The following is a 2,632-nucleotide window of genomic DNA, read 5'->3' as shown; positions in this document are numbered from 1 at the left end:
GCCGAGTTCGCTGCGGGATTGGCCCCGGTGCCGTGGAAGTCTGAATACGCAGCCGTCTGGTTGACGAACACGCCACCAGTCAAGTTGATCGAAAGCGCTACTCCGCCGCGAATCGCCGCATCGTAGGCTGCTTCGACTACTGCATCGTCTGTGCTGTACACGGAGAACGTGAGCGCACCGTGTTCTGCAGCAATCGATCCCGCCAAATCGAGTGACTGCGCCGTCGAGTCTGTCGCAATGACAAACGAGATTGGACCAAACCACTCCTGCGTGAATTTTGCGGCGTCGGTGCGAACGTCCATTTTCAACATAAGGGGAGAGCGCACGTGGGCATGAGGGAACGCAGGATGAGCAAGCGATTGACTATCCGCCAGCACTTCGCCGAGCTGCCGGGCGTCCGCAATGCGCGCCATCACGCCATCATTCTGAATGGCACCCGTCAACTCGACCGCGCGGGCGGGATCGGAGACGAGCTTTTCGACGGCGGCCGCGAGCGTCTTCGCGACGTCGTCGAAGCTCATGTGGCCTTCGGTGGTGTGGATGCCGTCTCGTGGCACGTAAATGTTTTGCGGCGCCGTGCACATTTGGCCGGAGTACAACGCCAGGGAGAATGCGATATTGCTGGCAACGGCTTTGAGGTTATCGACGGAATCAATCACAATCTGATTGACGCCGGCCTTCTCTGTATAGACCTGCGCCTGGTGTGCATGGCGCTCGAGCCAGTTGCCGTTTTGCGTGCTGCCGGTGAAATCGATCAGCTTGATTTCGGGACGCAGCGCAAGATCCTGAACGAGAGGGCCATCGTCCGCTTCGGTCGCAAGCAGCGTGACCACGTTCGGGTCGAATCCAGCTTCGCGCAGGACGTCGCGAGCGATGCGTACGGTAATAGCCAGCGGCAAGATCGCGCCCGGATGCGGTTTGACGATCACAGTGTTACCCGTGGCCAGATCGGCGAACATGCCCGGATAGCCGTTCCACGTGGGGAATGTGCAGCAACCGAGGACGACGCCCGTGCCGCGCGGCACGACGGTGAAACGTTTGTGCATCGCGAGCGGAGGATTTTTGCCTTGGGGCTTTTCCCAATAAGCGTCGGCGGGAATTCGGCGAAGCTCATCCCATGCGTAGGCCACCGCTTCGAGCGCGCGATCCTGGGCATGCGGACCGCCTGCCTGAAAAGCCATCATGAAGGCTTGTCCGGTCGTGTGCATGACGCTATAGCCGATCTCAAAGCTCGCCTTGTTCAGTCGGGTCAATATTTCGAGGCTTACACCCACCCACGCGTCAGGACTGGCCGCACGCCATTGACTTTGAGCCGCGACGGATGCGGCCAGCAGCGTGTCGACGCTCGCCTTGGGATAACGAATCCCGAGCGCGATCCCAAAGGGCGAACGCTCATTGCCAACCGTTTCGCCGCTGGTCGGCTGGTCCAGATCGAACGTCCGGTTCAGGTGTGCTTTGAAGGCTGCCTCGCCGTCCGGATTTGCTGTTTCGCCGTACACTTTGGGACTTGGCATCTCGGGAAACGGTGTCCAGTAGGCACGGGTTGCAATGGCGGCAAGCGCTTGATTAAGCGTCGCTTCGTGCTTCGTGAATAGTGGATGTGTCATGGCGGCAGGGGAAGAGTGACGATGATGGACGCTCGGTCAATTAATTGACCGACCGGTTGGTTTGCGAATTTTAGCATTTTCGAGACGCGTGCGCGAAGCGTTTTTCGCGCGAGTTCACATAGGAGGAATAAATGGCTTACGAGAATCTATTGACCGAAGTCCGCGGACGAGTCGGCTTGATCACGCTAAATCGGCCTAAGGCGCTGAACGCGCTAAACGATGCCCTGATGGATGAACTTGGCATCGTGCTGAAGCAATTCGATGCCGACGAGAACATCGGCGCTATCGTGCTGACCGGAAGCGAAAAGGCGTTTGCAGCCGGGGCGGACATCGGCATGATGGCCGGCTATTCCTATATGGACGCGTTCAAGGGCGACTACATCACGCGCAATTGGGAAACGGTGCGCACTATTCGCAAGCCAATCATTGCCGCGGTGTCAGGCTTCGCGCTTGGTGGTGGCTGCGAACTGGCCATGATGTGCGACATCATCATTGCCGCCGATACCGCAAAGTTCGGTCAACCTGAGATCAAGCTTGGCGTGATCCCAGGTGCCGGCGGCACGCAGCGCCTGCCGCGCGCAGTGTCGAAGGCGAAGGCAATGGACATGTGCCTGACCGCACGCATGATGGATGCCGAGGAGGCAGAGCGCGCAGGGTTGGTATCCCGCGTTGTTCCGGCGGCAAGCTTATTAGATGAAGCAATGGAAGCCGCATCGACAATCGCGAGCTTCTCACTGCCAGCGGTAATGATGGCGAAGGAATCCGTTAATCGCGCCTATGAATCGACGTTGGCAGAGGGAGTTCACTTCGAGCGGCGCATGTTCCATTCGCTCTTCGCCACTGAAGATCAAAAGGAAGGAATGGCCGCGTTTGTCGAGAAGCGGAAACCGGTTTTTAAGCATCGTTGAAATTCTTTTCATGAACCCCTTGCGCGAGTGAGAAACGGGCACTAGAATTCCGTTCCTTCGCTTCACGAAGAGGCGAAGGGAAGTGAGAAAGTGCAGGGCGTGTGTCGCTTAAGAGGA

The 2,632-nt window shown here is 58.2% G+C and carries 2 protein-coding genes; one reads left to right on the top strand and one right to left on the bottom strand.

Annotation, left to right across the window (positions count from 1 at the left end):
* On the bottom strand, positions 1-1,607 hold a 1,607-nt coding region (paaN, locus tag JWR14_RS37915; protein ID WP_299719881.1), incomplete at its 3' end, for a phenylacetic acid degradation protein PaaN.
* A 131-nt stretch (positions 1,608-1,738) separates the two neighbouring features.
* On the opposite strand from paaN, the gene JWR14_RS37910 reads away from it, so the two are divergent.
* Entirely contained in the window at positions 1,739-2,515 is a 777-nt protein-coding gene (locus JWR14_RS37910; protein WP_299719879.1) for an enoyl-CoA hydratase, read from the top strand.
* The last annotated feature ends 117 nt before the right edge of the window (positions 2,516-2,632 follow it).

Origin of the sequence: Caballeronia sp. (assembly GCF_028292365.1) — a bacterium.
Taxonomy (GTDB): Bacteria; Pseudomonadota; Gammaproteobacteria; order Burkholderiales; family Burkholderiaceae; genus Caballeronia.
This window is presented reverse-complemented; position numbering and strand designations above follow the sequence as displayed.